The organism is uncultured Marinobacter sp. (genome assembly GCF_963974375.1).
Classification (GTDB): domain Bacteria; phylum Pseudomonadota; class Gammaproteobacteria; order Pseudomonadales; family Oleiphilaceae; genus Marinobacter.
This window is the reverse complement of record NZ_CAXBDN010000248.1, coordinates 1-6,490: the sequence shown is the minus strand read 5'-3', so window position 1 is coordinate 6,490 and position 6,490 is coordinate 1. Positions and strand designations below refer to the sequence as shown.

Here is a 6,490-nt window from a genome sequence, read left to right as displayed (position 1 = left end):
TGTCGGTGCTGACGTCGTCGGAATACACCGCCCGGCTCAGTTGCGTGCACAGATCTCCGGCACCGGCGATGGTGCGGGTTTCCAGCAGGTTGGTCAGTATGGTGACGTCTTCACGGGCGGACTGGCGGCTTTCCTCCAGGCTACGGACGCTGTGGCCGATGTCCAGCTTCAGGTCCCACAGCAGCGTCACGAAGGCGCTGAGGTCTTCCTGCCAGTCTTCCTCGATGCCGTCGCGGGTCAGCACCAGCAGGTCGATGTCGGAATGGGGGTGGAGCTCACCCCGGCCGTAACCGCCCACCGCGATCAGGGCGATGTCCGGTGATTGGGAAAACGGGTAGCGATTCCAGATCTGACGCAAGACCAGATCAACCGTATCTGCCCGGGACCTAACCAGGACCCGGACATCGCCGCCGTCCCGAAACGCCTGTGCATCGTCCTGATAGGCGGTTTTCAGGAGTTCCCGCGCGGCCTGGACCGGCGACGGCTCGGCACTTATACGGTTGGCCAGCTCATGGGTGTCCACTCAGATGGACTCTTCGCCGCGTCTCGTCAGTACCTCAAATCCGTCTTTGGTGACTGCGATGGTGTGTTCCCACTGGGCGGACAGCTTGTGGTCCTTGGTCACGGCGGTCCAGCCATCGGACAGCACCTTGGTGTGGTACTTGCCCTGGTTGATCATCGGCTCGATGGTAAAGGTCATGCCTTCCTGCAGTTCCATGCCGGTGCCGGGGCGGCCGTAATGCATCACCTGGGGCTCTTCATGGAACACCTTGCCGATACCGTGGCCACAAAAGTCACGGACCACGGAGTAGCGGTGTTTTTCCGCGTGCTGCTGGATCACATGACCGATATCACCCAGACGGGCGCCGGGCTTGACCAGTTCAATGCCCTTATACATGCATTCCTGGGTGATACGAATCAGCCGTTCGGTGCCGGGCTTGGGTTTGCCCACCACAAACATCTTGCTGGTGTCGCCGTGGTATTCATCCTTTATGACGGTAACGTCGATATTGAGGATGTCGCCGTCTTTCAGGATTTTCCGGTCCGAGGGAATGCCGTGGCACACCACGTGGTTGACCGAGGTGCAGATGGACTTGGGGAAGCCCTTGTAGTTCAGGGGCGCCGGTATGGCTTTCTGCACATTGACGATGTGGTCATGGCAGATACGGTCCAGCTCTTCCGTGGAAACCCCGGGCCTGACGTGTTCACCGATCATTTCAAGCACTTCTGCCGCCAGTCTGCCGGCAACGCGCATCTTCTCGATTTCTTCCGGGGACTTGATAGTTACGGTCATGGGGTATCGATATCCTGTTACTTGAGTGTGTGCCGGCAGTCAGGCTGATCCAACATTTTAAGGGGCAGGGCGGCAGGGTACAAGGAGTGGCATTTTTTCTGGCTTCAGGGCTGTCATTTATGGTATAAACGCGCCGCCGAAATGCGAAGCTGCAACCCGGATTATCCGGTTGTCTTGCCCGCTGGCAAAAACACACACACGTCAGCACGTTGTGCCAGGGTGCCCGCCCTACTGCCTGAATGGCCTCGCGGGTTGGTGCAATCGGACGTGTGGAGGACTAACCCGAAGCTAAAAAGGTAAATTATCATGGCTCAGGTAAATATGCGTGACCTGCTCAAGGCAGGTGCTCACTTCGGTCACCAGACTCGTTACTGGAACCCGAAAATGTCGAAGTACATCTTCGGCGCCCGCAACAAGATTCATATCATCAACCTGGAACAGACCGTTCCTGCCATGAACGAAGCGCTGAACTTCGTTCAGAAGCTGGCAGAGAGCAAGAACAAGGTTCTGTTTGTTGGTACCAAGCGCGCTGCGGCCAAAATTATCAAGGAAGAAGCTGAGCGTTCCGGCCAGCCTTTCGTGAACCACCGCTGGCTGGGTGGCATGCTGACCAACTACAAGACCATTCGTCAGTCTATCCGTCGTTACCGTGAGCTGGAAGGTCAAAGCCAGGACGGTACCTTCGACAAGCTGACCAAGAAAGAAGCCCTTGAACGCACCCGTGAGATGGACAAGCTCGAACGCTCCATCGGCGGTATCAAGGACATGGGCGGCCTGCCTGACGCGCTGTTCGTTGTCGACGTTGACCACGAGCGCATCGCCATCAAGGAAGCCAACAAGCTGGGTATCCCGGTTATCGGTATTGTTGATACCAACAGTGATCCGGACGGCGTTGATTACGTGATTCCCGGCAACGATGACGCCATCCGTGCCATCCAGATCTACGTGGGCGCAGTGGCTGATACCTGCCTTGAGGCCGCTCACGCCGGTGCCACCAACGCTGACGAGTTTGTTGAAATCAGCGAAGAGCCGGCTGGTGAAGCGAAGGCTGCCGAGTAATTCCGGCGGTCATCAGCTGATCATGTAACCGCGTTTGAATGTGGGGGCTTGGGGTGATGAACCCGGTCCCCCTTTCTTTGGATTCGCCTTCTGGCGCTGATTTGCCGGAAGGTCAACAAGTTAAGAGGATTGAACATGGCTGCAATTACCGCTGCAATGGTCAAGGAACTGCGGGATCGTACTGGCCTTGGCATGATGGAGTGCAAGAAAGCACTGGTTGAAGCCGAAGGCAGTGTTGAAGCTGCAATCGAAGAGCTGCGCAAGTCATCCGGTCTGAAGGCCGCCAAGAAAGCCGGTCGTACCGCGGCTGAAGGCGTGTCTCTGATCAAGGTGGCTGACGACAACACTTCAGCATTCATTCTGGAAGTGAACTCCGAAACGGACTTTGTTGCCCGTGACGACAACTTCATGAACTTTGCCAACGAAGTGCTGAATGTCGCCTTCGAAAAGGGTGAAACCGACGTTGCTGCCCTGATGGCCGGTGATCTGGAAGCCAAGCGCGAAGCGCTGGTTCAGAAGATCGGTGAGAACGTCACTGTGCGTCGCATCGTCAAGGTTGAAGGCCCGGTTGTGGGCGGTTACGTTCACAGCAACAGCAAGATCGCCTCTGTGGTTGCGCTGACCGCCGGTGATCCGGAAGTGGCTCGCGAAATCGCGATGCACGTTGCTGCTGTTAACCCGCGCATCGGCAAGCCGGAAGATATGCCTGCTGAAGAGCTGGAAAAAGAAAAGGCCATCATCAAGGCCCAGCCGGATATGGAAGGCAAGCCTGCCGAAATCGTCGAGAAGATGATGGGCGGCCGCATCAAGAAGTACCTGGCAGAAAACAGCCTGGTCGAGCAGCCTTTCGTGAAGAACCCGGACCAGACCGTTGGTGAGCTGATCAAGGCCGGTGGTGGTGATCTGGTTGGCTTCGTTCGTCTGGAAGTGGGCGAAGGCATCGAGAAAGAAACCGTGGACTTCGCTGCTGAGGTTGCTGCGGCAGCCGGCGCCGGCAAGGCCTGATTTCGCTGAAACCGGGTGGCAGCTTTTAGCCACCTGTCCTGTCTGCCACGCCAGTGTGGGGCTTAGCCCCGGGCTGCCGTGGCGGGCTTGTATCTGAGATGCCCCTTTTCGGGGTTGCGGCTTTGGCCTTGCGGGCCCGTCGTGATCTTCGCCGAGGGGTATGTCATATACATGCCAGAAACACCGACAAGGGGAAGATCATGCCGAAATCATCCAATACCCAGCCCAGATACAAACGGGTTCTGCTCAAGCTCAGTGGGGAAGCCCTGATGGGTGACCACGATTTCGGTATTGACCCCAAGGTTCTTGATCGGATGGCGCTGGAAATCGGTGCCCTGATTGGTATTGGTGTGCAGGTTGGCCTGGTCATCGGCGGTGGTAATCTGTTCCGCGGCGCGGCCCTGAGTGCTGCAGGTATGGATCGGGTTACCGGTGATCACATGGGTATGCTGGCCACGGTAATGAATGGTCTGGCCATGCGCGACGCCCTGGAACGTTCCAATATCCGCACCCGGGTGATGTCTGCCATCCCCATGAGCGGCATTGTCGAGCACTACGACCGCCGCCGCGCGGTGCGGGACCTGAAAGACGGCGATGTGGTGATTTTCTGCGCCGGCACCGGCAACCCCTTCTTCACCACGGATTCGGCCGCCTGCCTGCGGGGCATCGAAATTGAGGCCGACGCGGTCCTGAAAGCAACCAAGGTAGACGGTGTATACTCTGCTGATCCGGTCAAGGACCCTGATGCGGTGAAATACGATCGCCTGACCTATGATGAAGTGTTGGAAAAGAAGCTGGCCGTGATGGATCTGACCGCCATCTGCCTGGCGCAGGACCACGGCATGCCGCTGCGGGTGTTTAACATGAGTGCGCCCGGCGTGCTTACCCGAATTGTGACCGGCGAGCCCGAAGGCACGTTGATTGAATGATTTTGTCAGAGAGGACGATCAAGTGATTAAAGAAATCAAAGCGGATGCTGAAAAACGCATGAAGAACAGCCTGGAGGCCCTTGCTACCGCCTTCAACAAGATTCGCACCGGTCGCGCACACCCTGCGATCCTCGACAGCGTGATGGTTAACTACTACGGTCAGGAAACGCCCCTCAAGCAGGTGGCCAGCGTGAACGTGGAAGACAGCCGTACCCTGTCGATCTCCCCCTGGGAGAAGAACCTGATTCCGAACATTGAAAAGGCCATCATGTCGTCCGATCTGGGCCTTAATCCGGCCACCAGCGGTGACCTGATCCGGGTGCCGATGCCGATGCTGACCGAGAATACCCGTAAGGAAATGGTCAAGCAGGCCAAGGCGGATGCCGAGCACGCCCGGGTATCGATCCGGAACGCCCGCCGTGACGCCAACAGCGATCTGAAAGATCTTGAAAAGGAAAAGGAAATCTCCGAAGACGAGCAGCGTCGTGGCGAGGAAGAGATCCAGAAGCTGACCGACCGTTACATTGCTGAAATTGACAAAGTACTGAAAGCGAAAGAAGACGACTTGATGGAAGTCTGATTGCGGCCGGTATTGCCGCAACCAGCAACAGGACGTTAAAGGATCCAGGGATGTTTCAGGGCTGGTGAGCCAGCCTGGTAAAGAGCCGTGGAGTAATCGCTTTCAGGTATCAGGGGAAAGCATGACGGATACAGTATCAGCGGGTATTCCGGTGGCTTCAGGCAACCGGCCCCGCCATGTGGCTATCATAATGGATGGTAACAATCGCTGGGCGAAAACCCGGCGACTGGCGGGAGTGGCTGGCCATAAGGCCGGGGTCAATTCCGTCAGGGCGGTGGTGGAAACCTGCGCCAGGGAAGGTGTTGAAGTACTCACCCTGTTCGCGTTTTCCAGTGAAAACTGGCGCCGGCCGGCAGACGAGGTGTCGGCGCTGATGCGTCTGTTCCTGTTTGCGTTGGAGCGGGAAGTAAAAAAACTGCATCGTAATAACATCCGGTTGCGGATCATTGGTGACCGCTCGGCTTTCAGTCCGGTGTTGCAGGAACAGATGGTGCGGGCGGAAGCACTGACCCGCGATAACACGCTGATGACGCTGGTGATTGCCGCCAACTACGGTGGCCATTGGGACATTACCCAGGCCACACGGCAGATTGCAGCAAAAGTGCAGGCGGGTGAGATGATGGCGTCGGATATCACCGACGAGTTGATCCAACAGCACCTGTCGGTGGGCGATCTGCCGATGCCGGACCTGATGATCCGCACCGCCGGTGAACAGCGCATCAGCAATTTCCTGCTGTGGCATCTGGCCTACACCGAGTTTTACTTCTCCGAGGTTTACTGGCCCGATTTTCGCCAGCAGGAGATGCTCAAAGCGCTTGAGGCCTACGCGGGTCGTCAGCGGCGGTTCGGTCAGACCGATGACCAGATTGCCACCCGTATTGCACCTTCTGTGCGATAACCCAGTACGACAACAGAGCGAACAGCACCGTGCTCAAGACCCGTATTCTGACCGCACTGATTCTCGCCCCCATTGCCATTATTGGCATTTTTTTCCTGCCACCCCTGGGTTTTGCGGTCTTTACCGGCGTGGCCATCACCCTGGGCGCCTGGGAATGGGCCAATATGTCCGGGTTTACCGGTCAGGGTCCACGTGTGGGCTACGCTGCGCTGATCGCCGTGATACTGGCGCTGGTCTATGCCATGCCCACCCTGAATCTGCTCTGGCTGGGTGTGGTGTGGTGGCTGGTGGCCCTGATGATGGTGCGCAGTTACCCCCGTGGCTCCGCCTGGTGGGGTGATTCCCGGGTACGGGCGGTCATGGGGTTGCTGGTGCTGGTGCCGGCCTGGGTGGGGCTGAATCATCTGCGTAATGGCGGGCTGCTGTTCGGGCATGTGACGGACGGCCTGGTGGCCATTCTTTATGTTTTTCTGGTGGTCTGGGTGGCGGATATTGGCGCCTATTTTTCTGGTCGGGCGTTTGGCAAGGCCAAGCTTGCCCCCCGGGTCAGCCCGGGTAAGTCCTGGGCCGGGGTCTGGGGTGGACTGGTAGCGGTCGGGCTGCTGGCGGTTGCGGCCAGCCTGCTGGCCTCGGCGGCGCTGATCGAAACCCTGCTGCTGATTCTGGTGACCCTTCTGGTGGCGGCGGTGTCGGTGGTGGGGGATTTGCTGGAGAGCATGATGAAG

At 58.0% G+C, this 6,490-nt stretch carries 8 protein-coding genes; 6 read left to right on the top strand and 2 right to left on the bottom strand.

Features of this window, described 5'->3' with window-relative positions:
- Both AAC035_RS17155 and map read right to left on the bottom strand, forming a co-directional pair.
- Positions 1-523: nucleotidyltransferase domain-containing protein (locus tag AAC035_RS17155; RefSeq protein WP_339806308.1), on the bottom strand; the 523-nt coding region annotated here is incomplete at its 3' end.
- Positions 524-1,294 (bottom strand): type I methionyl aminopeptidase, encoded by a 771-nt coding sequence (map, locus tag AAC035_RS17150; RefSeq protein ID WP_339806306.1) that lies wholly within the window; start codon positions 1,292-1,294, stop codon positions 524-526.
- Between the two features lie 306 nt (positions 1,295-1,600).
- Here map and rpsB point away from each other — a divergent pair, with 306 nt between their 5' ends.
- From rpsB to AAC035_RS17120, 6 genes are all read left to right on the top strand, one after another.
- Positions 1,601-2,353, top strand: a complete 753-nt coding sequence (gene rpsB / locus AAC035_RS17145; RefSeq protein ID WP_339806304.1) for a 30S ribosomal protein S2 — start codon at positions 1,601-1,603, stop codon at positions 2,351-2,353.
- A 135-nt stretch (positions 2,354-2,488) separates the two neighbouring features.
- Positions 2,489-3,358 carry a translation elongation factor Ts gene (gene tsf, locus AAC035_RS17140; RefSeq protein WP_339806302.1) on the top strand — a complete coding sequence of 290 codons (870 nt, stop codon included), beginning with the start codon at positions 2,489-2,491 and terminating at the stop codon, positions 3,356-3,358.
- Positions 3,359-3,558: 200 nt separating this feature from the next.
- Positions 3,559-4,287, top strand: a complete 729-nt coding sequence (gene pyrH / locus AAC035_RS17135) for a UMP kinase (protein ID WP_339806300.1) — start codon at positions 3,559-3,561, stop codon at positions 4,285-4,287.
- Positions 4,288-4,309: 22 nt separating this feature from the next.
- Complete coding sequence (gene frr / locus AAC035_RS17130) at positions 4,310-4,867, top strand: ribosome recycling factor (protein WP_339806298.1); 558 nt, start codon at positions 4,310-4,312, stop codon at positions 4,865-4,867.
- Between the two features lie 121 nt (positions 4,868-4,988).
- Complete coding sequence (gene uppS / locus AAC035_RS17125; RefSeq protein WP_339806296.1) at positions 4,989-5,765, top strand: polyprenyl diphosphate synthase; 777 nt, start codon at positions 4,989-4,991, stop codon at positions 5,763-5,765.
- 29 nt (positions 5,766-5,794) lie between these two features.
- A partial coding sequence (locus tag AAC035_RS17120) for a phosphatidate cytidylyltransferase (protein ID WP_339806294.1) occupies positions 5,795-6,490 on the top strand: 696 nt, incomplete at its 3' end.